This window comes from Microbacterium sp. 1262 (assembly GCF_040544895.1).
GTDB classification, from domain to species: Bacteria; Actinomycetota; Actinomycetes; order Actinomycetales; family Microbacteriaceae; genus Microbacterium; species Microbacterium plantarum.
Genome location: NZ_JBEPKU010000001.1, coordinates 909,263 through 933,744 on the forward strand (window position 1 = coordinate 909,263; position 24,482 = coordinate 933,744).

The following is a 24,482-nucleotide window of genomic DNA, read 5'->3' on the forward strand; positions in this document are numbered from 1 at the left end:
GCAGCCGCCCGCCCGCAACGGGAGAACTCATGTCAGATCCCCGCTCCACCGTCCTGCACCATCGTCACGCTGCGCTCGGCGCATCGTTCACCGACTTCGGCGGCTGGCTCATGCCGGTCCGCTACACTTCCGACCTCGCCGAGCACCACGCGGTGCGCTCCGCCGCCGGATTGTTCGACATCTCGCACATGGCGGAGTTCGAGGTGACCGGCTCGGTCGCCGGGGACTGCCTCGACGCCGCCCTCGCCGGCAGGATCTCGACGATGGCCGTCGGGAAGGCGAAGTACTCGCTCGTCCTCGCCGACGACGGCGGGATCATCGACGATGTCATCGTCTACCGCCTCGGCGACGACCGCTTCCTCATCATCGCGAACGCGGGCAACCGCGAGCCCGTGTGGGCGGCGTTGCAGGAGCGTGCCGAAGGCTGGGACGTCGAGGTGCGAGACCTCACCGATGACTACGCGCTCCTGGCCGTCCAGGGCCCGGCGGCGCTGGCGGTCCTCGAGTCCACCCCGGGCCTGTCGACGCCCGACGTCGCGCTCGCGGACACGCGGTACTACGCGTGGACCGCCGGCGAGTTCGCGGGCGAGCCGCTGCTCCTCGCACGCACCGGGTACACCGGCGAAGACGGATTCGAGCTGATGATCCCGGCCCGCGCGGCCGAAGCCCTCTGGGATGCCGTGCTCGCGGCCGGGTCACCGCTCGGGCTCGCTCCGGCGGGCCTCGCGTCGCGCGATACGTTGCGGCTCGAAGCCGGGATGCCGCTGTACGGACACGAGCTCTCGCGCGACGTCGCTCCTGCGCAGGCGGGTCTCGGCCGCGTCGTCGCCACGGACAAGGGCGCCTTCGTGGGCCGCGAGGGCCTCGAGTCCCGCGACTCCTCGGGCGGGCCGGTGCTCGTCGGTCTCGTCTCGGCGGGCCGCCGCGCCGGCCGCGCCGGCTACGCCGTGCTCGGCCCCGACGGCGAGCGCGTCGGTGTGATCACGAGCGGCGCCCTGAGCCCGACCCTCGGGCATCCCATCGCCATGGCCTACGTCGCACCCGGATACGCCGCACTCGGCACCGAGCTGGCGCTCGATGTCCGCGGTACCCGCATTCCCGCCACCGTCACCACGCTGCCGTTCTACCGGAGGAAGAAATGACCGATCTCGACGCCCTGAAGTACACCGCCGAGCACGAGTGGGTCGCCCTCTCGGGCACCACCGCGACGGTGGGCATCACCGACTACGCCGCCGAGAAGCTGGGTGACGTGGTGTTCGTCGATCTCCCTGCCGTCGGAACCGCGGTGACCGCCGATGCCGTCTGCGGCGAGATCGAATCGACCAAGTCGGTCGGCGAGCTCTACGCGCCGCTGAGCGGAACCGTCGTCGAGGTCAACGAGGCCGTCGTCGACGACCCGTCGCTCGTGAACGCCGGGCCGTTCGGCGACGGGTGGCTCGTTCGCATCGAGATCGATCCCGCCGACGCGGACGGTTTGCTCGACCGCGCCGCCTACGTCGAGCTCACCGGCGGAGACCGATGACCTCCGCTTTCGTCGCCCGTCACATCGGCACCGACGGCGCCGCGCAGCAGCGCATGCTCGAGGTCCTCGGTTATCCGGACGTCGACGCTCTGCTCGCCCGAGCCGTGCCCGCGGCCATCCAGGTCGATGCGGTGCCCGACAGCGTGATCCCGGCCGCGGCCGCCGAGCACGAGGCGCTCGCGGAGCTGCGCGAGCTGGCATCGCGCAACCGCCCGGCACGGGCGATGATCGGCCTGGGGTACTACGACACGCTCACGCCTGCCGTCATCCAGCGCAACGTCCTCGAGAACCCGTCCTGGTACACCGCGTACACGCCGTACCAGCCGGAGATCTCGCAGGGCCGCCTCGAAGCGCTCATCAACTTCCAGACGATGGTCACCGACCTGACCGGGCTCGCGACGGCGAATGCGTCCATGCTCGACGAGGCCACCGCCGTCGTCGAGGGCATGCTCGTCGCACGGCGGGCCTCGAAGTCGCGCAGCAACGTGTTCCTCGTCGACGCGGATGCGCTGCCGCAGACGAAGGCGCTGCTCGGCCATCGAGCGGCGGCGCTCGGCATCGAACTGCGCGAGATCGACTTCGCCGGCGGCGCGGGCACGGCCCCGTCCGACGAGCCGGTCTTCGGTGCATTCGTGCAGTATCCCGGTGCGTCCGGCCGTGTGTGGGATCCGAGCACGGTCATCGCGGAGGTGCAGGCTGCGGGCGGTCTCGTCGTCGTGGCGGCGGATCTCCTCGCGCTGACCCTGCTGCGATCGCCCGGCTCGCTCGGGGCGGACGTGGCCGTCGGCACCACCCAGCGGTTCGGCGTGCCGATGGGCTTCGGCGGACCCCACGCCGGGTACATGGCGGTGCGTGCCGGCCTCGAGCGCCAGCTGCCCGGACGGCTCGTCGGCGTCTCGGTCGATGCGGCGGGCGATCCCGCCTACCGGCTCTCGCTCCAGACGCGCGAGCAGCACATCCGTCGCGAGAAGGCGACGTCGAACATCTGCACCGCACAGGTCCTGCTGGCGGTCATGGCGTCGATGTACGCCGTGTACCACGGCCCGGACGGGCTCCGGCGCATCGCCGAGTCCGTCGCCGGTCACGCGGCCCTTCTCGCGGAGTGGCTGGCCGATGCGGGGGTCGAGGTCGAGCATGATGCGTTCTTCGACACGCTCGTGGTGCGCGCGCCGGGCCGGGCAGCAGGCGTCGTCGCGGCGGCCCGCGAATCCGGTTACCAGCTGTGGCACCGCGACGACGACACGGTCGGTGTCGCCGTCGACGAGACGACGACCGTCAGCGATCTGCACGCGATCGTCCGAGCATTCGGCGGTCCCGAGCAGCGCGCATTCGCATTCATCGGCGGATCGACGTGGGCTGACCGGCACGCACCGGCGTCGCTTCGGCGCGAGGACGAGTACCTCACGCATCCGGTGTTCAACAGCCACCACTCCGAGACGGCGATGATGCGCTACCTCAAGCGCCTCGCCGACCGCGACTACGCGCTCGACCGTGGCATGATCCCGCTCGGGTCGTGCACGATGAAGCTGAACGCCGCGACCGAGATGGCCGCCGTGACCTGGCCGGAGTTCGCCCGCGTGCACCCGTTCGCACCCGCCGACGACGTGCGCGGGTATCTCGAGCTCATCGAGCAGCTCGAGGGGTGGCTCGCCGAGGTGACCGGTTACGACGCCGTGTCGCTGCAGCCCAATGCCGGCTCGCAGGGCGAGCTCGCGGGGCTGCTCGCGATCCGCGGCTATCACCGGTCGCGAGGCGACGACGACCGGACCGTCTGCCTCATCCCGTCGTCGGCGCACGGCACCAACGCCGCGTCTGCCGTGCTCGCCGGTATGCGCGTCGTGGTCGTGGCCTGCGACGAAGCGGGAAACGTCGACCTCGACGATCTCCGCGCCAAGATCGACGAGCATGCTGCGGCGCTCTCCGCTCTCATGATCACCTACCCCTCGACTCACGGGGTGTACGAGCACGAGGTGCTCGCGATCACCGATGCGGTGCACGCGGCGGGCGGTCAGGTCTACGTCGACGGCGCCAACCTCAACGCCCTCCTCGGTTTCGCTCGCTTCGGCGACCTCGGTGGCGACGTCTCGCATCTCAACCTCCACAAGACCTTCGCCATCCCGCACGGGGGCGGCGGACCGGGCGTGGGCCCCGTGGCTGCCAAGGCGCACCTGGCGCCGTTCCTGCCGTCGCACCCGCACGCCCAGCGGGCCGAGCACGCGGGCGGGTTCGTCTTCGAAGGCGGTCCGGTCTCGGCCGCGCCCTACGGCTCGGCATCCATCCTTCCGATCTCGTGGGCGTACGTGCGCATGCTGGGGGCAGCCGGGCTGCGGGCGGCCACGGGAGCTGCGGTGCTCGCGGCGAACTACATCGCGGCGCGGCTGCGCGAGCACTATCCGGTGCTCTACGCCGGCGAAGGCGGACTCGTCGCGCACGAGTGCATCCTGGATCTGCGTCCTCTGCGGGAGCGCACCGGCATCACCGTGGACGACGTCGCGAAGCGGCTGATCGACTACGGCTTCCACGCGCCGACGATGTCGTTCCCGGTGGCGGGGACGCTCATGGTCGAGCCGACGGAGTCGGAGGACCTCGCCGAGATCGACCGGTTCGTCGAGGCGATGATCGCGATCCGCGCCGAAGCCGACCGGGTCGCCGCGGGGGAGTGGCCGGCCGATGACAACCCGCTCGTCGGCGCGCCGCACACGGCTGAAGCGGCGGTCGCGTCGGCCTGGTCGCACGCTTACTCGCGCGAAGAGGCCGTCTATCCCGTGCGGTCCCTCGTCCGCGGCAAGTACTGGCCACCGGTGCGTCGTATCGACCAGGCCTACGGCGACCGCAACCTCGTGTGCGCCTGCCCGCCGCCGGAGGCCTTCGCCTGACGCCCCCGGCGTCGCGAGAACGCACCGTCCCGTCGAGCTCGCACCGTTCAGCGTGCGTGCTCGACGCGGGGGTGCGTGCTCGGTGAGCGCGACGTGTCAGAAGAGCCCGGGCCACCACGATGCGGCCAGCGGGTAGCCGATGAACGCGATGAGGTCGATCACGACGTGCGCGACGACGAGCGGCATGACCCGGCCCCAACGGTGGTAGACCCACCCGAAGACCACGCCCATCGCGATGTTCCCGAAGATCGGGCCGACGCCCTGGTACGCGTGGTACATCCCGCGGAGCGCGGCGGTCGACAGGATGATCGTCCACGTGCTCCAGCCGAGACGGCGAAGCCGGTCGAACAGGTAACCGATGAAGATGACCTCCTCGGTGAGTCCCGCCCGCAGGGCGGCCAGCGCGAGGAGCATGACGGCGGTCCAGCCGCCGTCGAGCGGTGCGGCCCCCACCTGGACGGTGATCCCGAGCGCCCGTCCGAGTGCGTACAGCCCGAGGCCCGGCCCGCCGATGAGAACGACGAGCAGGATGCCGGCGCCGGCATCCTTTCCGAACACCCGGAAGTCCAGACCGATCCGGCGCAGCGCCGAGCGGCCGGGCTCCCAGAGGAAGTAGATCGCCAACGCGACGGGCGCGAGGTTGAAGAGGTTCGAGAAGACCTGCGACACCACCTGCCACGGGTCGATGGTCGCTGCACCGGGATTGAGCGAGGTCGACTGGTCGCCGAGGCTCACCGGGCTCGTCACCGCCTCGAGGAACGACAGCACCGAGAAGAACGCCGACCGGCCGACCGAGAGCGCCAGAACGAGGGCGATCTCCCACCACAGTCGGGTCCGTGACACGTGCGTCATTCTTCCTCCCGGGTCGATGTTAAGCCGGGGGATGGCGGGTCACGGGCGGCGGCGTTTGCGCGCGGGGGTCTCGGTCGCCAGGACGTGCTGCAACGGCTCGGGATCGGCGAGGCGGCCGATGGCGAGCATGGTCTCGACGCGGTCGATGCCCGGGATCGGCCAGACCTGCTCGACGAGCAGTCGCTGCAGATCGGCGTGGTCGCGGACGCGGAACCGCGCCATCAGGTCGTACCCGGCCGCCAGGACGATGACCTCGGTCATGGCGTCGATCGCCTTGAGCGCGGTCAGCACTGCGGCAGCGTCGGCGTTCCCGGTCAGCCGTAACGGCATCACGACGAGCATCGGATAGCCCAGCGCCGCCCAGTCGAGCTCGATCGTGTGCCGGCGGATGACGTGCCCGCGTTCCATCCGCGCGATGCGTTCCGCGACAGCCGGAGCCGACATCCCGACGTCCGCCGCGATGCTGCGCATCGACGCACGGGCGTCCTCGTGCAGGCGATGCAGGATCCGCCGATCGACGTCGTCGATCTCGAGGACCTCGCGCTCGGGTTCGAGCAGCGAGCGCAGGTGCGCTGGATCGGTCGTCATGCCCCTCCCCGGGGTGTGTCGGCGAAGCCGCTGCGTTCGAGCTCCCGGAGGACGTCGAGGGTGAACTGGACGTGGTCGAGGAAGTCTTCGACGTAGCCGTGCTCATCGTAGCCGTGCATGTTCCCGGCCGGTCGCAGGGTGCCCGTGGGGGAGATGATGGGGGCTCCGAGGTGCTCGAGGAACAGGGCGCCGGGACCCGCTCCCGTCATCACGTCGTAGACGACCGCGTCGGCGCCGAAGGCATGCCCGGCGGCGCGCACGACGGCCTCGCCGAAGGCGGACTCGACCGGTGAGTACGCGGGCGCGAGGGCGCGGATGACGGATACCGAGATGTCCGGATGCCGTGCGGAGAGGTGGGCGCGGACAGCATCCACCACGCGCTCCGGCTGCATCCCGGGGACGAGCCCGAAGCGCACGCGTGCAGACGCCGACGCCGGAATGCTCTGCCGCACGCCGTCGTCGAGGTCGAACCCGGAGAGACTCATCGACGGCTCGAAGACGAACCGCGTCGAGAGCTCCGCGTCCGTCCCCGGCAGATAGGGCGACACGCCGTCACGCGCGATCGAGGGTCCGGGCAGGGTGATGTCCGCCGTGCGGCGACGCGCGCGCTCGTCGGGGACGAGAGCCTCATCCCGCACACCGGCGACGGCGATCCGGCCGTCGTCGGTGCGCATCGACGAGATCGCCTTCATCAGCTCGAGCGGTGCGGAGCGCAGGATCGAGGAGTACGACGGATGCTGCGCCGCGGCGAGGATGTCGAGCGACAGCTCGATCTCGAGCGAGCCCCGGCATCCGAACCCGACGGCGGGGCGCCCGTCTTCCTCGCGGAGGTAGCTCTCCCACAGGCACGCATCGGCGCGCAGCTCGGCCGCGTGCGCGGCGAGGACAGCGTCCAGGCCCGGGCTGCCGATCTCCTCGCACGGGTCCGCGAGGTAGATGACGCCGAACGGAGTCTGCCCGTCGTGGTCCTCGATCCAGAGGCGGAGCGAGGCGAGACGGCCCGCCACGTCGGCCTTGTCGTCGCACGCGCCGCGCGCGTACATCGCACCGTCCCGGATCTCCGCGGCGTACGGCGGCGAGGTCCAGCGCGACGGATCGCCCTCGGGCTGGACGTCGTAGTGGTTGTACAGCAGCAGCGACGCATCGCTCGCCCCGGCTCGGAAACCGACGACGACGGGTCCATAACCGGGGATGTCGTAGCGCACGACGCGATCCATCAGCGGCGCGAGGCGCTCCTCGATCCAGTCGGCGGCCGCTGCGATCGCGTCGAGTCGACCGGCGACTGTCGGGAACCGGCACAGTTCCCGCCAGCTCTCGACGATCTCGTCGGCGCGGTCGTCGATCCGGGCGTCGCGCGCCATCCTCACTTGCCCCGGGGCAGCGAGACGGGCACGAGGTCGTAGGGGTAGTCCGAGATGAGCTCGTAGCCGTCCTCGGTCACCAGCACGATGTCCTCGAGGCGAACGCCTCCGAAGCCCTGGCGGTAGCAGCCCGGCTCGATGGCGATGACGTCACCGGCCACGAGGACGGCATCGTTCTGGTTGAGGCTCGGCGGTTCGTGCACCTCGAGGCCCACGCCGTGTCCGAGCGAGTGGAAGTACCCCTCGTCGAGCACCTCGCCCGGCTTCTTCGTCAGCTGGGTCGGCTGGCCGGCGGCCTCGATGGGCTCGCACGAGATGCGGTGCAGCTCCGCCACCGGCAGTCCCGGACGGATCGCCGCGAGCGTCGCGTCGAACGACTTCTTGACGATGTCGTAGTAGAAGGCGAGCTCGTCGTCGATGTCGCCCTTGACGAAGGTCCGGGTCATGTCCGAATTGCCGCCCGAGGCGATGTCGCGCGGGCAGATGTCGACCGTGACCGGCTCGCCTTCGAAGATCTGACCCGATCCGGCGTGGTGTCCGATGCACGTCTGGGCTCCGTGGGCGACGATCATGCCCGCGTCTTCGCAGCCGTTGCGGAGGAAGACCGACCGGATGCGGTCCTTGAGGTCCTCGCAGGTCAGCGGCGTGCCGTCGAGCAGAAGGCCGCCGTCGGCGTCGACGGTGGCGCGGTGCATGGCATCGGCGACGAGCGAGACGCCCGCCTCAGCGGCGACCTGCGCGCGGCGGATGCCGGCGAGCTCGTGCGGAGTCTTCACGCGACGGCGCTGCACGAACAGGTCACGGTCCACGCGGACCTCCACCCCGTTGGCGCGCAGGTGGTCGGCCACCTCGAGGGGGAAGGTGGGCGGCACTGCGGCGTGTGTCACGCCGAGCTTGCGGCAGGCGGCGACGAGAGTGGAGAGCTCCGCGAGGTCGGGGTCCTGGCCTGCGGCGCGGAAGTCGTCGAAGCCGAGCTCGTCGAGGGGGAACACGGTCATACCCGGCACATCGCGCATGCGCGCCGCCTCGAGCGACTTGATGGCCACGTGCGGCGCGCCGTCGACCTCGATGTAGAGGAACGGGTCGTGCACGTCGTGGGGGATGACGTGGCGCATGTCGGCGGCCAGCGTGCTCGCGTAGATGAGGATGGCGTCGTCCACCACAGCGGCTCTCCTTCGGTCGTGAGTTCCGGTGGGATCCGGGACGACTCGACCTTACATCAGAGAGGTGGTCGCGCCCGTTCACCTTCATATCCAAAGCTTACGTGGGCGCTCGCGAGTGAAGTGGAAGGTTCCCGCGGGTGGTCGCGATCGGGTGGCTGGCAGCCCGGTTGACGCACCGCCCAGAGGGCGAGGCTCACCCGGTGCACGATGACAACCCCACGGGCGCGATTGTTGCCGACATGTAACGGTTTGGGCCTGGATGCGGTCACAGGGCGGGAGCGCGCTTATCGTCGGGGGTATATCCCGTGCTCCGGACACCGGTGTGTCTTCGCCGCCGTCGACCGTGAGCGCGTACCCGTCACCCAGGAGGAAACATGTCGAGACGACGTTGGGGAGTCGGCGCGATCGCGCTGGTGTCCGCCGTCACGCTCACGCTGGCCGGTTGCTCGGCCGGCGGCGACAGCAACACGGGCGGGGGCTCCAACGCCTCCGCGATCATCACCACGAACGGCACCGAGCCGCAGAACCCGCTGCTGACCTTCGGCACCACCGAGACCGGCGGCGGCCGCATCCTCACCTCGATGTACGCGGGCCTGGTCAGCTACAAGGCCGACGGCACGATCGAGAACGAGGTCGCTTCCTCGATCGAGAGCGACGACAACGTCGTCTGGACGATCACCGTCGCCGACGGCTGGAAGTTCACCAACGGTGAGGAGATCACCGCTCAGACGTTCGTCGACACCTGGACCGCGGGCGCGCAGGATGAGAACGGCGCGTACTGGTTCTACACGATCGAAGGCGCGTCCGACGACGGCAGCACCGCCCCGAGCGGCCTCGCTGTCGTCGACGACATGACCTTCACGGTCACGCTCAAGGCTCCCGACGCGGACTTCCCGCTGCGCCTCGGCTACACGGCTTACATGCCGCTGCCGTCCGTCGCGTTCGAGGACCTCGAGGCGTTCGGTGAGAACCCCGTGGGCAACGGCCCGTACATGCTCGACGGCGAGGGCGCATGGCGCCACAACGAGGGCATCAACCTCGTTCCGAACCCCGACTACAAGGGTGTGCGCGAGGTCAAGAACGACGGTCTGAACATCGTCTTCTACACCTCCCTCGAGTCGGCCTACGCCGACGCGCAGGGCGGCAACCTCGACGTGCTCGACACCGTTCCCGACACGGCTTTCGCGACCTACGAGACGGACTTCCCGGAGCGTTCGGTCAACCAGCCCGCGGCGATCTTCCAGGGCTTCAACATCCCCTTCTACCTGCCGAACTTCGGCAACGACGAAGAGGGTCAGCTGCGTCGCGCGGCGATCTCGATGGCGATCAACCGCGAGGAGATCACGGACACGATCTTCCAGGGCACCCGCACGCCGGCCACCGACTTCACGTCGCCGGTCGTCGAGGGCTGGAGCGACGACCTGCCCGGCTCCGAGGTCCTCGAGTACAACCCCGAAGAGGCGAAGGCGAAGTGGGCCGAGGCCGAGGCGATCAGCCCGTACGCCGGACCGTTCACCATCACGTACAACTCCGACGGTGGCCACCAGGCCTGGGTGGATGCTGTCGCGAACAGCATCGCCAACACGCTCGGCATCGAGGCGGTCGGCTCACCGCAGCCGACGTTCGCCGCTGCGCTCGACCTGCGCACGACCGGCACCCTGACCGGCGCCACCCGCGCCGGATGGCAGGCGGACTACCCGTCGCAGGGTAACTTCCTGTCGGCGCAGTACAGCACCGGCGCAAGCTCGAACTACGAGGGCTACACCAACCCGGAGTTCGACCAGCTGCTGACGCAGGCCGCATCGGCTCCGTCCATCGAGGACGCTGCCGGCCTGTACGAGCAGGCTCAGGAGATCCTGATGCGCGATCTGCCCAGCGTTCCGCTGTGGTACCAGAACGCCGTCGGTGTCTGGGGCGAGGGCGTCGACAACGTCGTCTTCGGCTGGGACTCGGTGCCGCTCTACAACCAGGTCACCAAGGGCTGAGTTCGGCTCCAGGCGATCATCGAGTACGGTGTCCGGGGCGCATTCGCGTCCCGGACACCGTGCTGACCGGGGCCCTCTCGCCCTCACTACCCGAACCCATTTAGGAACTATTCGTCGATGCTCTGGTTCATCGGTCGACGGCTGCTGCAGCTGATCCCCGTCTTCTTCGGGGCGACCCTTCTCATCTACGCCCTCGTCTTCCTCTTGCCGGGAGACCCGATCGCCGCCCTGTACGGCGAGCGTCAGCCGTCTCCCGCCGTCATCGAGGCGGTGAGGGCGCAGTACAACCTCGACAAGCCGTTCATCGTGCAGTACTTCCTGTACATCGGGGCGCTGCTGCAGGGTGACTGGGGCACGACGTTCTCGGGCCGCCCCGTCATCGACGTCATGGCTCAGGCGTTCCCCATCACGCTGCGACTGGCGGTCCTCGCCCTCGCGATCGAAGCGTTCTTCGGCATCGTCGTCGGTCTCATCGCGGGCCTGCGCAAGGGCAAGCTCTTCGACGCCACCGCTCTGGTCGTCAGCCTGCTCCTCATCTCCGTGCCGACCTTCGTCATCGGTTTCGTTCTGCAGTACATCCTCGGCATCCAGCTCGGCTGGTTCCGCACCACCGTCAGTGCGGGTGCGCCCTGGAACGAGCTCCTCCTGCCGGCGATCGTGCTCGCGACGGTCTCGTTCGCGTACATCGTCCGGCTCACCCGCTCTTCCGTCGCGGAGAACCTCTCCGCTGACTTCGTCCGCACGGCGACGGCCAAGGGCCTCAGCCGCCGTCGCGTCGTCACGGTGCACGTCCTGCGCAACTCGCTCGTCCCCGTGGTGACCTACCTGGGCGTGGATCTCGGATCGCTGATGGTCGGCGCGATCGTGACCGAGAGCATCTTCAACATCAACGGCGTCGGCGGCACGATCTATCGCGCCATCACGATCGGTGAGGGACCCACGGTCGTGTCCTTCGTCGCCATCATGGTGATCATCATCATGCTGGCGAACCTGCTCGTCGATCTCCTGTACGCCTGGCTCGACCCGAGGATCCGCTATGCCAAGTAATCTCCGCCGGAATCAGGAACACTTCGTCGCTCCCGAGGAGGAGACGCCGCTCCAGGCGATCGACGCCGTCTCGACCGACGACAAGCCGCGCACCGTCTGGAGCGACGCGTGGCAGTCGATGCGCCGCCGGCCCATGTTCTGGGTCTCCGCCGTGCTCATCGTGCTGATCCTCGTCGTCGCGATGTTCCCCGGGCTCTTCTCGCCCGTGTCGCCGACCGCGAACTGTCAGCTGGCCGACAGCAACGCCGGTCCGCGTGCCGGACACATCTTCGGATTCACCCGCCAGGGCTGCGACGTCTACGCCCGCGTGATCTACGGCACGCAGTCGTCGGTCATGGTCGGCTTCATCGCGACGCTCATGGTGACGATCTTCGGCTCGATCGTCGGCGCCCTCGCCGGATACTACGGCGGCATCCTCGACGCGATCCTGTCGCGCGTGGCGGACATCTTCTTCGCCATCCCGACCGTGCTCGGCGCCATCGTCTTCATGTCGGTCGTGCCCGACCGGACGCCGCTCGTCGTCGCCCTCGTGATCGCGGTCTTCGCGTGGCCGCAGATCGCTCGCATCATGCGCGGCGCGGTCCTGACGGCGAAGCAGGCCGACTACGTCGTGGCGTCCATCGCGCTCGGCGTCTCGCGCTGGCGCGTGCTGCTGCGTCACGTGCTGCCCAACGCGATCGCACCCGTCATCGCCGTGGCCACGGTGTCGCTCGGAACCTTCATCGTCGCCGAGGCGACCCTGTCGTTCCTCGGCATCGGCCTGCCCGGGACGGTGATGAGCTGGGGCAACGACATCAACTCCGCGCGCCAGTCGCTCACCACGAGCCCCATGGTGCTGATCTACCCCGCCGCCGCCCTGTCGGTGACGGTCCTGTCCTTCCTCATGCTGGGTGACGTCGTGCGCGATGCCCTCGACCCGAAGGAGCGTGCGCGCCGATGAGCGACACCACGTCCTCGGATGCCACGCCGCTGCTGGACATCCGCAACCTCCACGTCGGGTTCCAGACGAAGGCCGGACTCGTCCCGGCCGTCCGCGGCGTCGACCTGACGATCTACCCGCGCCAGTCGGTCGCGATCGTCGGCGAGTCCGGTTCCGGAAAGTCCACGACGGCTCAGGCGATCATCCGGCTGCTCCCGGGCACCGGGCGGATCACGGACGGCCAGATCATGTTCGAGGGCCGCGACCTCGCGGCGCTGTCGAACCGCGAGCTGCAGGCCGTGCGCGGGGCGCAGATCGGCTACGTCCCGCAGGATCCCATGTCGAACCTCAACCCGGTGCTGACCGTCGGGTTCCAGGTGCGCGAGGCTGTCCGCTCGAACCGCAGCGCGACCGGTCGCGCCGCGGTCCGCGATCGTGCCGTCGAGGTCCTCACCGAGGCAGGGCTGCCCGACGCTGCCGACCGGATGCGGCAGTACCCGCACCAGTTCTCCGGTGGTATGCGTCAGCGTGCGCTCATCGGGATCGGTCTGTCGGCGCGTCCGAAGCTCCTCATCGCCGATGAGCCGACGTCGGCTCTGGACGTCACCGTGCAGCGCCAGATCCTCGACCACCTCGGCACGCTCACGACGGACTTCGGCACGTCGGTGCTGTTCATCACCCACGACCTCGGCCTGGCGGCCGAGCGCGCCGAGCACCTCGTCGTGATGTACCGCGGTCGCGTGGTCGAGTCGGGCCCGTCGCAGGAGATCCTCGCCGATCCGAAGCATCCCTACACGAAGCGACTCGTGTCCGCGGCCCCGAGCCTCGCCTCACGTCGCATCCAGGCGGTGCGCCACCACGAGGACGTCGACGTCTTCGGCGCGGGGGAGCAGTTCCTCGCACGCGCCGAGGAACGCGAGGCCGAGGCAGAGGCGGTCGCTGCGCGCAGTGACTTCATCGACATCCGCAACGCGCGGCGTGTCTACAAGGTGCGCACCGGCGGCCTCTCATCGAAGCAGATCGTCGCCGTGGACGACGTCAGCATCCAGGTGGCGAAGGGAACGACGACCGCGATCGTCGGCGAGTCGGGGTCGGGCAAGTCCACGCTCGCCAAGCTCTTCCTGCAGCTGGAGCAGCTGACGTCGGGTGAGATCCGCTTCGACGGCAAGAAGCTCGGCGGGCTCAGCCGCGCCGAGGAGCTCGCTTTCCGCCGCCGGGTCCAGCCGGTCTTCCAGGACCCGTACGGCACCCTCGACCCGCAGTACAGCGTCGGCGACACGATCGCCGAGCCCATGCGGGTGCACAAGTTCGGCACCCAGAAGGAGCGGTCGGCGCGGGTACGCGAGCTGCTCGACCAGGTGTCGCTGCCGGCAGCGGCGAAGGATCGCTATCCGAGCGAGCTCTCGGGCGGGCAGCGTCAGCGCGTCGCGATCGCCCGTGCCCTCGCGCTCAAGCCCGACGTGCTCGTCCTCGACGAGGCCGTCTCGGCGCTCGATGTGCTCGTGCAGGGTCAGATCCTGAACCTGCTGACGGAGTTGCAGACGGAGCTCGACCTGACCTATCTGTTCATCACCCACGACCTCGCGGTCGTGCGTCTCGTGGCCGACAACGTCTCGGTCATGCGACGGGGTCGCCTGGTGGAGTCGGCGACGACCGACGAGGTCTTCGACCACTCGACCGAGGAATACACGCGCGAACTGCTCGCGGCCATTCCCGGCGCCGGATTCCAGTTCGGCGTCTGAGCCTCCGCAGTATGCGCAAGACCTACCGGCCGGCGTCGGCGACCATCGCGGTCGCCGGCGCCGGTCTGCTCGGTGCGTTCCTCCTCGGTGACGCCTTCGTCCGGGGCGGCGTCGTGCAGGGTCTGCTGCTGGCCCCCTGGGTCCTCCTGGCGGTCTGGATCATCTACACGCTGCTCTACGCGCCGTTCATCGCGACCGACGAGAACGCGATCGTCATAGCGAACCCGCTCCGGGTGACGCGTGTGCCCTGGCCGTCCGTCACCGACATCCGATTGCGCTGGCAGGTCATTGTCGACACCGCCCAGGGGCGGTCGATCTCCGCCTTCGGCGGCCCCTCTCCGAGCCGGCCGTCGCGCGTCGGCCGTGGTGCCTGGTCGAGCGTCCGGGAGGAGGCGGAGCGGATGCCGGCGGCGGTGCGGGAGATCGAGGAGATCCGCTCGGCGTGGGAGGAGCACGCGCCCGAAGCCCCGGACGAGGCCGTGACCACCGCCTGGAACCGCGCGGTCCTGTTCCCGCTCGCGGTCATCGCGGTCTGGGCCGTCATCGCCCTAGCCTTCGGCGGCTGACGACGCCGGGGCTCCCGGCTGCCTATGTGCTCAGCCGTCGCCTTCCGCGATGAGCAAGGCGTGCGCCGACGGCGGCATGGGTAGGACACATTTTGCTAACGAACTCGTTTCGCGCAACACGTTGGAAACGAACGCACGCAAGGGTAGTGGTCATCTGAACTCGGCGACCGTGTCGCCGAGCGGGGAGCGGAAAGGTCTTCCGTCGCCCGGATCATCAAGAGAACAGGAGTGGGAATGCGTTTCACGCGTATCTCCATGGCGGGCGCGAGCGCCGCTGCCCTGGCGCTCGTCGTCGCCGGCTGCGCGCCGGCGGACGGCGGCGAACAGGAGACGACGACGGCGAGCCAGTCCATCGCCGTTTCGGTCGGTCCGAACGACTTCATCAGCTACAACGGCTTCACGCCCGAGACGTACTCGACGTACAACTCGGCGATCGTGGACCGGCTCCTCGCGGGCTTCAGCTACTTCGACGAGGTCGGCGCCATCCAGCCGAACACCGATCTGGGCTCGTACGAGCTGATCTCGGAAGACCCGATGGTCGTCGAGTACACGATCGCCGACAACGCCGAGTGGTCCGATGGCACGCCCATCACGGTGGCCGACGCCGTTCTCGCCTGGGGTGTCCAGAACCCCAACCTCGCCGGCGCCGAGGGCCCGCTCTTCAACTCCGTCTCGCAGGACTTGGGTGACACCGTCCCCGAGGGCCCGCAGGGCGACGCTGACGCCAAGTCGTTCACGGTCCAGTTCGCCGCGCCCGACCCCGACTGGCAGATCCAGACCTGGATGCTCAGCCCCGCGCACGTCGTCGCCGAGCAGGGCGGTCTGTCGACCGAGGAGCTCGTCGAGGCGATCCGCGGCGGCGACGCCGCTGCTCTCGCAGACGCAGCCGAGTTCTGGAACACCGGATGGAACACCGCCCCCGGCACGCTGCCGGACGAGGCGCTCATCCCCAGCTCCGGCCCGTACGTTCTCTCGTCGTGGGAGGCCGGCCAGTCGGTGACCCTCAAGCGCAACGAGAACTACTACGGCACGCAGGCAGCCAATGACGAGCTCGTCATCCGCTTCGTCGCGCAGGACGCGATGGTCCAGGCGCTGCAGAACGGCGACCTCGACGTCATCGCCCCCCAGCCCACGGTCGACACCGTCTCGCAGATCGAGGAGCTCGGCGACGCCGCTCAGCTGCTCACCGGCCAGACGCTGACCTGGGAGCACCTCGACTTCAACTTCAAGGGCAACGCGTCGCTCGCGAACAGCCTCGAGCTGCGTCAGGCGTTCGCGATGTGCGTGCCGCGCCAGCAGATCGTCGACAACCTCATCAAGCCGGTCAGCTCGGACGCCGAGGTCATGAACGCGCGCGAGGTGTTCCCCTTCCAGGAGAACTACGACGAGGTCGTCTCGGCCGCGTACGACGGCCGCTACGACGAGCCGAACCTCGAAGAGGCCAAGGCTCTCGTCGACGCCGCCGGCGCTGCCGGCACCGTCGTGCGCATCGGTTACTCGGCCCCCAACCCGCGCCGTGCTGACGAGGTCGCTCTCATTAAGTCGTCTTGCGACCAGGCCGGCTTCGACATCCAGGATGTCGGCAACGCCGACTTCTTCCAGCCCGGTGGTACCCAGGAGCGCGGCGATTACGACGTGGCGCTGTTCGCCTGGGCCGGCTCCGGCCAGATCACCTCGGGCCAGAACATCTACGCCACCGACAAGCCGCAGAACTACGGCGGTTACTCGAGCCCGGTCGTCGACCAGGCGTGGGAGACGCTCGCGACGAGCCTCGACGAGTCGGTGCACCTCGAGCAGACGAAGATCATCGAGAAGCAGCTGTGGGACGACCTCTTCGGCATCCCGCTGTTCGCTCACCCCGGTGTCGACGCCGCTGCCGCCGACATCGAGAACGCACAGCACTCGGTGGGCCAGAGCGGCATCATGTGGAACGCCGAGAAGTGGTCGCGCGCAGAATAAACGTATTCTGTCTCTGACACGACCAGAGTGTGGGCCGTCGCTGCGGTGACGGCCCACACTCCCGTGAGGGGCACATGCGTGCCCCGCGTACGACCAAGGGACCTCGACTTCCGTGCTGAAATTCATCATCCGCCGTCTGGCGGCAGCGGTGGGCATCATGCTCGCCGCATCCCTCTTGATGTACGTCCTGACGATCAACTCCGGCGACCCGCTCGCCGATCTGCGAGAGAGCAACGCGGACAACCGCGAACAGTTGATCGCTCGGCGTATCGAATACATGAACCTCGACCAGCCCTGGTTCCAGCGCTATCTCGGCTGGCTCGTGGGCGCGAGCAAGTGCCTCATCGGCCAGTGCGATCTCGGACTCACCCGGCAGGGCGTCGAGGTCACCACGCTCGTGGGACAGGCGGCTGCCTCGACGCTGAGGCTCGTCCTGCTCGCCACGATCCTGGCGCTAATCATCGGCATCGCCATCGGCATCATCACCGCGATCCGGCAGTACTCCGGCCTGGACTACGCGGTGACGTTCCTGACGTTCCTCTTCTTTTCGCTGCCGGTCTTCTGGGCGGCGGTGCTCTTCAAGGAGTACCTCGCGATCGGATACAACGACTGGATCCGTGATCCGGAGCTCTCGCCGATACAGATCATCGTGATCGCCGTCGTCATCGGCTTCGTCGTGCAGGTGCTCGGCGGCGGCTCGCTGAAGCGCCGGGCGATCACCTTCGCCGCCACCGCCGCGGTTCTGGGGGCAGCGCTGCCCCTCATGCTGGCGACGAACGCGTTCCGCGAGCCGCGCCTCACCGTCATCGGTGTGGCCGTGCTCACCGTTCTGCTCGCGCTCAGCGCGACAGTGGCATCGGTGGGACTGCACAACCGGCGGGTGCTCGTCATCGGCCTGGCCAGCGCAGGACTCGTGGTCGTCATGCACCTGGCGCTGACCAACGTGTTCATCTATTACATGAACTGGGGCGTGCTCGCCGGCGGTGCACTGCTGGCGATGATCGTGCCGTTCCTCATCGGACGGTTCTTCGGCGGGCGTTTCCGAGGGCCGGCGACAGTCGTCGCGTTCGTCACGATCTTCGGCGGTGCCCTCCTGACGGTCGTGGACGCGCTCTTCCGCGTGTGGCCCTCGTTCCTGCAGCGCAAGCCGCGTCCGATCTCGACGATCGGCGCGCAGACGCCGAACTTCGACGGGACGTTCTGGCAGACCTTCCTCGACATCGGCACGCAGATGCTGCTGCCGACGCTGCTGCTGACGGTCATCTCGCTGGCGTCGTACAGCCGCTATACGCGGACGTCGATGCTCGAGGTGGGCAACCAGGACTTCATCCGCACGGCGCGGGCGAAGGGCGTGCCGGAGCGGCTGGTCATCTTCCGCCATGCATTCCGCAACGCCCTCATACCCATCGCGACGATTGCGGCGTTCGACTTCGCCGGACTCATCGGCGGGGCCGTGGTCACCGAGCAGGTGTTCGGGTGGAAGGGCATGGGCGACCTGTTCGCGACCGGACTGCGCGAGGTCGACCCGAATCCCGTGATGGCCTTCTTCCTCGTGACCGGCCTTGCCGCGATCGTCTTCAACATGCTGGCGGACATCTTCTACGCCGTCATCGACCCGAGGATCCGAGTATGACGAACCCGAACGACAACGTGCCGACCACGACGTCGGTCCTCTCGGTCGCGGAGGCCGAGGACGCTGCGCTCGCGAAGAGCACGGCCGCGCCCCGCTCACAGGCCCGCATCGTCTGGGGACGCTTCCTGCGGCACCGCGCGGCGACGATCTCCGCGGTGATCCTGATCTTCCTGACGCTCCTGAGCTTCACCTCGGTCGGTTTCTTCGGCATCCCGGGATGGTGGCCGCACGACTACCGCGCCGCCGGTGACGTGGTCAACGGGGGCGCCCCGACGCTGAGCCTGATCCCCGAGTGGCTCGGTGGCGACGGCATCCGCATCGGCGAGCACCCGTTCGGGCAGGAGAACACGGGCAAGGACTTCTTCGCACTGACCATGATGGGCACGCAGCGTTCGATTCTGCTGGGCCTCGTCCTGGGCATCTCGTCGACCGTCATCGGAAGCATCGTCGGCGCTGTCGCCGGCTACTACCGAGGCTGGGTCGACTCCATCCTGATGCGCATCACGGATCTGTTCATCGTCATCCCGCTGCTCGCCCTCGCAGCTGTCGTGGGTCAGATCGCCGGGAACATCGGCAAGAACCCGATCGTGCTGGCTTTCATGCTGTCGCTCCTGACCTGGACCGGTCTCGCGCGTCTCGTTCGTGGTGAAGTGCTCTCGCTCCGCGAGCGCGACTTCGTGCTCGCCGCCCGCGCCTCGGGCGCCGGGGGAGCGCGCATCATCTTCCGACACCTCATGCCGAACGTCGTGGGCGTCATCGCCGTCAACGCCACGTTCGCGATCGCCGGCGCGATCTTGCTCGAGAGCTCGCTGTCTTACCTCGGATTCGGCGTCGTCCCCCCGGAGACGTCGCTGGGCCTGCTGATCAGTCAGTATCAGGGCAGCTTCACCAGCAGGCCGTGGCTGTTCTGGTGGCCGGGCATGATGATCCTCGCGATCGCCCTGTCCATCAACTTCCTGGGCGACGGCATCCGCGACGCGTACGACCCGCGCCAGTCGCGCAGCGTGCGTCGGGAGATCAAGAGGAGGAACCGCGCATGAGCGTCACCGCCACGCGTACCGCACTGAAGTTCACCGACCTTTCGGTCACGTTCCTCACCGGATCGGGCGATGTCAACGCCGTCAAGGGCATCTCGCTCGAGGTGCGCCCGGGCGAGGTCGTGGCCGTGGTCGGCGAGTCCGGCTCCGGAAAGTCGGTGACCTCTCTCGCCGCCATGGGGCTCCTCGCGGAGAACGCCATCACGCGAGGATCCATCACGGTCGGCGAGACCGAGGTGATCGGGCTCCCGAACGAGCGCATGCGCAAGCTCCGTGCCAGCGAGATCGCGATGATCTTCCAGGAGCCGATGACGGCGCTCAACCCGGTGCTCACGATCGAGCGTCAGCTCACCGAGATCTTCGAGCTCCACGACGTCGCCTACGGCGAAGACGCGCGGGACCGGTCGATCGGCCTGCTGCGCGACGTCGGCATCCCCGAGCCGGAGCGGCGCATCAAGCAGTACCCGCACCAGTTCTCGGGTGGTCAGCGTCAGCGCATCGTCATCGCGATGGCGATCGCGCTCGACCCCAAGGTCATCATCGCGGACGAGCCGACCACCGCCCTCGACGTCACCGTCCAGGCGGAGATCCTCGACCTGCTCCGGCGGCTGAAGGACCACCGCGATGCGGGCATTCTGCTGATCACGCACAACATGGGCGTCGTCGCCGACATCGCCGATCGCGTCGCTGTGATGTACCGCGGTGACTTGGTCGAGGTCGGCGACGTCGAGGACGTCCTCACCCGGCCGCAGCATCCCTACACGAAGAAGCTGCTCGCCGCCGTTCCCCGTCTCGACCCCGAGCTGACGGCGCGAGTCGCCGCCAGCGCCACGCGCGACGTGGTGCTGGAGGCGAAGGGACTCGTCCTCGAGTACGCCGGGCGCGGCAAGACGTTCCGCGCCGTCGAGGACGTCTCGTTCGACCTCGCCGCCGGCGAGGTGCTCGGCATCGTCGGCGAGTCCGGCTCGGGCAAGTCGACGATCGCGCGCGCCGTGCTCGGGCTGATGCCGGTCGCGGACGGGACGCTGAGTCTCGGCGGACGAGACCTCGCGAAGCTGCGCGGGCGCAAGGCGAAGAACGTACGGCGCGAGATCGGCGTCGTCTTCCAGGACCCCGCGGCATCCCTCGACCCGCGGTTCCCGATCGGCGACTGCATCATCGAGCCGATGGCCATCCACCGTGTCGGCACCAAGGCGGAGCGGCTCGACCGGGCCCGCGAGCTGCTCGACGCCGTGCGGCTGCCGCGCGACGTGCTCGAGCGCTACCCGCACGAGCTGTCGGGCGGTCAGCGTCAGCGCGTCTCGATCGCGCGGGCTCTCACGCTGCGGCCGAAGCTCTTCGTCGCCGACGAGCCGACGTCGGCGCTCGACGTGTCGGTCCAGGCCGCGGTGCTCGACATGCTGAAGGAACTGCAGGAGACGTACTCGTTCGCCTGCATCCTCGTCAGCCACGACCTCGCCGTGGTCGACCAGCTGTCGGACCAGATCCTCGTGCTCAAGTCGGGGCGAACGGTCGAGCAGGGGCCGACGTCGCGGGTGCTGCTGCAGCCTCGCGAGTCGTACACCCGGGAACTGCTGGCCGCCTCGCCGGTGCCGGATCCGATCGAGCAGCGCCGGCGCCGCGAGGAACGCCGGGCCGCTCTCGACGCGTCCTGAGGGTCGGACTCCGACCTTCTCGCAGGCGCCCCGCGAACTCGCAGGGCGCCTGCGTTAAACTGTCCCGTCGGCATCCCGGCGTTTTCCCTTCATCCTGAGGACCCCCTTCATGGCGCATGCCCTTCGTCCTGACCTCCGCAACGTCGCGATCGTCGCGCACGTCGACCACGGCAAGACGACGCTCGTCGATGCCATGCTCCGCCAGACCGGCTCGTTCGGCGACCACGCGCACGTCGAGGAACGTGCCATGGACTCGAACGATCTCGAGCGTGAGAAGGGCATCACGATCCTCGCCAAGAACACGGCGATCACCTACAACGGCGTCCACACCGACGTGCCCGTGACGATCAACGTCATCGACACCCCGGGTCACGCCGACTTCGGCGGAGAGGTCGAGCGCGGCCTGTCGATGGTCGATGGTGTCGTGCTGCTCGTCGACGCGTCGGAGGGTCCGCTGCCGCAGACCCGTTTCGTGCTGCGCAAGGCGCTCGAGGCCAAGCTCCCCGTCATCCTGCTCGTCAACAAGACCGACCGCCCCGACGCCCGCATCGCGGAGGTCGAGGAGGAGGCCCACGACCTGCTGCTGGGCCTCGCCGGCGACCTCGTCGACGACGTGCCCGACCTCGACGTCGACGCGCTGCTCGACGTGCCCGTCGTGTACGCCTCGGGCCGCGCGGGCGCGGCGTCGCGCAACCGTCCCGACAACGGCGAGCTCCCCGACAACGACGACCTCGAGCCGCTCTTCGAGGCGATCCTCGAGCACGTGCCGGCGCCGTCCTACGACGACGAGGCCCCGCTTCAGGCCTGGGTGACCAACCTCGACTCGAGCCCGTTCCTCGGACGCCTCGCCCTGCTCCGCGTCTTCAACGGCACCCTCAAGAAGGGCCAGACGGTCGCGTGGGTCCGCCACGACGGTTCGCACTCGAACGCGCGCATCACCGAGCTCCTCAAGACGAAAGCCCTGGATCGTTTCCCGGCCGAGTCCGCCGGCCCGGGCGACATCGTCGCGATCGCGGGTATCGAGGACATCACGATCGGTGAGACCATCGCCGACCCGGAGGACGTCCGGCCGCTCCCGGCGATCACCGTCGACGACCCGGCCATCTCGATGACGATCGGCACGAACACCTCGCCGCTGATGGGCAAGGTCAAGGGTCACAAGCTCACCGCGCGCATGGTCAAGGACCGGCTCGACCGCGAGCTCATCGGCAACGTCTCGCTCAAGGTCGTCGACATCGGACGCCCCGACGCATGGGAGGTGCAGGGTCGAGGCGAGCTCGCGCTGGCGATCCTCGTCGAGAACATGCGCCGCGAAGGCTTCGAGCTGACCGTCGGCAAGCCGCAGGTCGTGACGCGCCGCGACGAGAACGGCAAGCTCACCGAGCCGTTCGAGCACCTGACCATCGACGCCCCCGAGGAGCACCTCGGCGCGATCACGCAGCTGATGGCAGCTCGCAAGGGCCGGATGGACACGATGACGAACCACGGCACCGGCTGGGTCCGCATGGAGTTCGTCGTTCCGTCGCGTGGCCTGATCGGGTTCCGCAGCGAGTTCCTCACGATCACGCGCGGCACCGGTATCGCGAATGCCATCTCGCACGGCTATGACGAGTGGGCGGGCGCGATCTCGACCCGTCAGAACGGCTCGATCGTCGCCGACCGCTCCGGCGTCGTCACTCCCTTCGCGATGATCGCCCTCCAGGAGCGCATGAGCTTCTTCGTCCAGCCCACCGAAGAGGTCTACGAGGGCATGGTCATCGGCGAGAACTCGCGCGCCGACGACATGGACGTCAACATCACGAAGGAGAAGAAGCTCACGAACATGCGTTCGTCGACCTCGGACTCCTTCGAGTCGATGACGCCCCCGCGCGTGCTGACTCTGGAGGAGTCGCTCGAGTTCGCGCGTGACGACGAATGCGTCGAGGTCACCCCTGAGAAGGTGCGGATCCGCAAGGTCGTGCTGGATGCGACCGAGCGCGGCCGCGCCGCGTCGCGCGCGAAGCGCCAGGACGCCAACGCCTGATCCGGCTCCCCGAAGCCCGCCACGACCCCGGATTGCCGATCCTCGGCCTCCGGGGTCGTGGCATTCGCGGGGGCCTCCGGTTCGGCGGGTCGATAGCATCGGAGCGATGGAGCAGGATGCCGCGACGCGGCGCGCGTGGCGCGATGGGATCGGCGTATCCGTCGCGACGAGCGCCTACGGCGTATCGTTCGGCGCGCTCGGGGTCGCCGCGGGGCTCGATGTCTGGCAGACCTGCGTGCTCAGTCTCCTGATGTTCACGGGCGGCTCGCAGTTCGCCTTCGTCGGTGTCGTCGCGACGGGTGGCTGGGCGGCGCTGCCCGCGGCCATCGCCTCCGCAGCACTCCTGGGCGTTCGCAATGTGGCATACGGTCTTCGCATGGCGCCGGTGGTCGGCGGGAGCATCGCGCGGCGGCTGAGCGCCTTCCCGTTCACGATCGACGAGTCGACGGCAGTCGCCCTCGCGCAGTCGGGCCCCCGCGCACGCCGCATCGGCTTCTGGGCGACCGGAGTGGGCATCTATATCGGATGGAACCTCTTCACACTCCTCGGCGCGCTGCTCGGCGACGTCCTCGGCGACCCCCGGGCTTATGGACTCGACGCGGCCGCCGCGGCAGCCTTCCTCGCGCTGCTGTGGCCGCGGCTCCGCCGGCTGGACGCGGTCGTCGTCGGAGTGGCCGCCGGAGTCGTCGCCGGTGTCGCGACGCCCCTCACGATGCCCGGGATCCCCGTCCTCATCGCCGGCGTCGTGGCCATCGTGGTCGCCGCGGCCATGCCGGGCCGGCGTTCGTCGCGGGGCGATGACGCGAAGACGACGGGGGAGGCCCGATGAGCCCGTGGACCGGCATCCTCGTCGCCTCGATCATCTGCGTGGCGCTGAAGGCGCTGGGATACCTCCTTCCGCCGCGATGGTTCGACGGGGAACGCGCGCAGCGCATCATCGACCAGCTGACGATCGCTTTGCTCTCCGCGCTGGTCGTCGTGCAGACGCTCGGCGCGGGCGCCGCGATCGTGGTGGACGCGCGCCTGCCTGCCGTGGCGGTGGCCGCCGTCCTGCTCGCCGCGCGCGCCCCCTTCCTCGTGGTCGTGGCGGGGGCGGCGCTGGTGGCGGCGGTGCTTCGGGCGTGCGGATGGGCCGCTTAGACTGGCTCGGTGAATCAGACCTGGACCCGCTTCGCCGGGTGGCTCGTCGCCGCGATCGCGGGAGCCGTCTACGGTGTCGCGGGGACGATCACCCAGGCGTACTCCTGGGGTGTGCTGCCGGTGGGGCTCATCGTCGCTGTCGCCGGCGTGACCGCCCTCGTCGCGGGGCTGCGGCTGCTCACCGACGACCGGTGGACGGCGCTGGCCTGCGGGCTGGGCGCTCTCGTCGCAACCGTCGTCTTCTCCGGACGCGGGCCCGGCGGCTCGGTCGTCGTGCCTGCCCCGCCGGACGGGCAGCTGAGCACCGGGCTGATCTGGACGTTCGCTGTGCCGGTCATGGTGGCCGTCGTGGTCGGTTGGCCCTCGTTCGCGGGAGCACGCCGGGCGGCCGCGTCCGATCGCACGAACTAGACT

Annotated in this window: 20 protein-coding genes; 16 read left to right on the forward strand and 4 right to left on the reverse strand. The window is 69.0% G+C overall.

All coding sequences use genetic code 11. The annotated features are described in order from the left end of the window. The first annotated feature begins 29 nt into the window (after window positions 1–29). From gcvT to gcvP, 3 genes are read left to right on the forward strand one after another with little or no spacing between them, the layout of a single operon-like run. Complete coding sequence (gcvT, locus tag ABIC53_RS04285) at window positions 30–1,142, forward strand: glycine cleavage system aminomethyltransferase GcvT (protein WP_323985755.1); 1,113 nt, start codon at window positions 30–32, stop codon at window positions 1,140–1,142. Beyond that, complete coding sequence (gcvH, locus tag ABIC53_RS04290) at window positions 1,139–1,522, forward strand: glycine cleavage system protein GcvH (protein ID WP_114589552.1); 384 nt, start codon at window positions 1,139–1,141, stop codon at window positions 1,520–1,522. Before gcvT ends, gcvH begins: the two co-directional genes overlap by 4 nt. After that, on the forward strand, window positions 1,519–4,398 hold the full coding sequence (gene gcvP, locus ABIC53_RS04295) for an aminomethyl-transferring glycine dehydrogenase (protein ID WP_323985752.1): 2,880 nt from the start codon (window positions 1,519–1,521) through the stop codon (window positions 4,396–4,398). The genes gcvH and gcvP overlap by 4 nt, the downstream gene beginning before the upstream one ends. Before the next feature lie 96 nt (window positions 4,399–4,494). On the opposite strand, the gene ABIC53_RS04300 is transcribed toward gcvP, so the two are convergent. From ABIC53_RS04300 to ABIC53_RS04315, 4 genes are read right to left on the reverse strand one after another with little or no spacing between them, the layout of a single operon-like run. Further along, on the reverse strand, window positions 4,495–5,250 hold the full coding sequence (locus tag ABIC53_RS04300) for a CPBP family intramembrane glutamic endopeptidase (protein WP_502915510.1): 756 nt from the start codon (window positions 5,248–5,250) through the stop codon (window positions 4,495–4,497). Between the two features lie 39 nt (window positions 5,251–5,289). Next, complete coding sequence (locus ABIC53_RS04305) at window positions 5,290–5,838, reverse strand: Lrp/AsnC family transcriptional regulator (protein WP_023950488.1); 549 nt, start codon at window positions 5,836–5,838, stop codon at window positions 5,290–5,292. Further along, window positions 5,835–7,199, reverse strand: coding sequence for a M20/M25/M40 family metallo-hydrolase (locus ABIC53_RS04310; RefSeq protein WP_354450537.1), 1,365 nt, complete (start codon window positions 7,197–7,199; stop codon window positions 5,835–5,837). Before ABIC53_RS04310 ends, ABIC53_RS04305 begins: the two co-directional genes overlap by 4 nt. 2 nt (window positions 7,200–7,201) lie before the next feature. Then, window positions 7,202–8,362 carry a M24 family metallopeptidase gene (locus tag ABIC53_RS04315; RefSeq protein WP_274177960.1) on the reverse strand — a complete coding sequence of 387 codons (1,161 nt, stop codon included), beginning with the start codon at window positions 8,360–8,362 and terminating at the stop codon, window positions 7,202–7,204. A 374-nt stretch (window positions 8,363–8,736) separates the two neighbouring features. Between ABIC53_RS04315 and ABIC53_RS04320 the strand changes: the two genes are divergently transcribed. From ABIC53_RS04320 to ABIC53_RS04380, 13 genes are all read left to right on the forward strand, one after another. Continuing rightward, window positions 8,737–10,347, forward strand: a complete 1,611-nt coding sequence (locus ABIC53_RS04320; protein ID WP_274177959.1) for a peptide ABC transporter substrate-binding protein — start codon at window positions 8,737–8,739, stop codon at window positions 10,345–10,347. A gap of 117 nt (window positions 10,348–10,464) precedes the next feature. Next, window positions 10,465–11,394: an ABC transporter permease gene (locus ABIC53_RS04325; protein ID WP_023950495.1), complete on the forward strand. Its 930-nt coding sequence runs from the start codon at window positions 10,465–10,467 to the stop codon at window positions 11,392–11,394. After that, on the forward strand, window positions 11,384–12,334 hold the full coding sequence (locus ABIC53_RS04330) for an ABC transporter permease (protein WP_023950496.1): 951 nt from the start codon (window positions 11,384–11,386) through the stop codon (window positions 12,332–12,334). Before ABIC53_RS04325 ends, ABIC53_RS04330 begins: the two co-directional genes overlap by 11 nt. After that, the gene (locus ABIC53_RS04335; RefSeq protein WP_274177958.1) at window positions 12,331–14,055 is read left to right on the forward strand and encodes a dipeptide ABC transporter ATP-binding protein; all 1,725 of its coding nucleotides are present in this window, start codon (window positions 12,331–12,333) and stop codon (window positions 14,053–14,055) included. The genes ABIC53_RS04330 and ABIC53_RS04335 overlap by 4 nt, the downstream gene beginning before the upstream one ends. Before the next feature lie 11 nt (window positions 14,056–14,066). After that, window positions 14,067–14,621, forward strand: a complete 555-nt coding sequence (locus ABIC53_RS04340; protein WP_274177957.1) for a PH domain-containing protein — start codon at window positions 14,067–14,069, stop codon at window positions 14,619–14,621. Window positions 14,622–14,855: 234 nt separating this feature from the next. Then, window positions 14,856–16,580 carry an ABC transporter substrate-binding protein gene (locus ABIC53_RS04345; protein WP_269266146.1) on the forward strand — a complete coding sequence of 575 codons (1,725 nt, stop codon included), beginning with the start codon at window positions 14,856–14,858 and terminating at the stop codon, window positions 16,578–16,580. 112 nt (window positions 16,581–16,692) lie between these two features. Then, window positions 16,693–18,213 carry an ABC transporter permease gene (locus ABIC53_RS04350; RefSeq protein ID WP_282501015.1) on the forward strand — a complete coding sequence of 507 codons (1,521 nt, stop codon included), beginning with the start codon at window positions 16,693–16,695 and terminating at the stop codon, window positions 18,211–18,213. Beyond that, complete coding sequence (locus tag ABIC53_RS04355; RefSeq protein WP_269266148.1) at window positions 18,210–19,253, forward strand: ABC transporter permease; 1,044 nt, start codon at window positions 18,210–18,212, stop codon at window positions 19,251–19,253. The genes ABIC53_RS04350 and ABIC53_RS04355 overlap by 4 nt, the downstream gene beginning before the upstream one ends. Continuing rightward, on the forward strand, window positions 19,250–20,905 hold the full coding sequence (locus tag ABIC53_RS04360; protein ID WP_282501014.1) for an ABC transporter ATP-binding protein: 1,656 nt from the start codon (window positions 19,250–19,252) through the stop codon (window positions 20,903–20,905). The genes ABIC53_RS04355 and ABIC53_RS04360 overlap by 4 nt, the downstream gene beginning before the upstream one ends. A 109-nt stretch (window positions 20,906–21,014) precedes the next feature. Continuing rightward, window positions 21,015–22,928 carry a translational GTPase TypA gene (gene typA / locus ABIC53_RS04365; RefSeq protein ID WP_274177954.1) on the forward strand — a complete coding sequence of 638 codons (1,914 nt, stop codon included), beginning with the start codon at window positions 21,015–21,017 and terminating at the stop codon, window positions 22,926–22,928. A gap of 106 nt (window positions 22,929–23,034) precedes the next feature. Continuing rightward, the gene (locus ABIC53_RS04370; protein WP_323985747.1) at window positions 23,035–23,757 is read left to right on the forward strand and encodes an AzlC family ABC transporter permease; all 723 of its coding nucleotides are present in this window, start codon (window positions 23,035–23,037) and stop codon (window positions 23,755–23,757) included. Then, complete coding sequence (locus tag ABIC53_RS04375; RefSeq protein ID WP_114589537.1) at window positions 23,754–24,068, forward strand: AzlD domain-containing protein; 315 nt, start codon at window positions 23,754–23,756, stop codon at window positions 24,066–24,068. The genes ABIC53_RS04370 and ABIC53_RS04375 overlap by 4 nt, the downstream gene beginning before the upstream one ends. A gap of 9 nt (window positions 24,069–24,077) precedes the next feature. Beyond that, a complete protein-coding gene (locus tag ABIC53_RS04380; protein ID WP_114589536.1) occupies window positions 24,078–24,479 on the forward strand; it encodes a histidinol dehydrogenase in 402 nt (133 codons plus the stop codon). Window positions 24,480–24,482 lie beyond the last annotated feature (3 nt).